Source organism: Aeromonas cavernicola (genome assembly GCF_002795305.1).
In the GTDB taxonomy this organism is placed as follows: domain Bacteria; phylum Pseudomonadota; class Gammaproteobacteria; order Enterobacterales; family Aeromonadaceae; genus Aeromonas; species Aeromonas cavernicola.
Genome location: NZ_PGGC01000273.1, coordinates 1 through 614 on the forward strand (window position 1 = coordinate 1; position 614 = coordinate 614).

The 614-nt window shown below is 59.8% G+C and carries 1 pseudogene; it reads right to left on the bottom strand.

The features are described from left to right. A pseudogene (locus CUC53_RS18490) lies at positions 1-384 on the bottom strand (hemin ABC transporter substrate-binding protein); the annotation flags it as partial. Positions 385-614: the final 230 nt, after the last annotated feature.

The following is a 614-nucleotide window of genomic DNA, read 5'->3' on the forward strand; positions in this document are numbered from 1 at the left end:
GGCGAGGGTGTCGATGCGCTGGTTGAGGTTGGCGATGGTCGGCGCGGTATCCAGCACCTCCACCTTGACCCCGGCACGGCGCAGCTGATCCAGGGTCGGGGACGGGCCCATCTCGTCGCTGCCCACCAGCCGAGTAGGGGAGAGGCTCAGGATCCCTTCGGCGGCCAGCGCCCGGTGATAGCCCACCTTGGGCAGCCCTTTTGGCAAGGGGCTGCTGATATCGGTGGCGATTAGACTTGGCTCACCGCCAAGGGCCAGAATGAGCTCTGTGGTGGCCGCTCCGATACTGACGATACGCTCTTTCTGTCCGTCGGCGGCAACGGCAGAGAAGGGGGACAGTGAACTGCAGAGCAGGGTGATGGCGAGGGCAAGACGACGGCCCATGCTAACCTCCGAAGGGGTGAATGAAACGGGTGTGCCGCCGAGAATATCAAGGGGTTGAAAAAAATGCACCGATAATGATAGCGATTATCAATTGCATTGGTTTCGGTGCTTTACTAGAGTAGACGCCATGATAAACAGCGGGATGACATGGTCTCACGGAGGGAGAAAACATGAGCATTGCACAACGTATTCACGCGCTGCTGGAGCAGGATCCCGGCGCTCATCCGTCC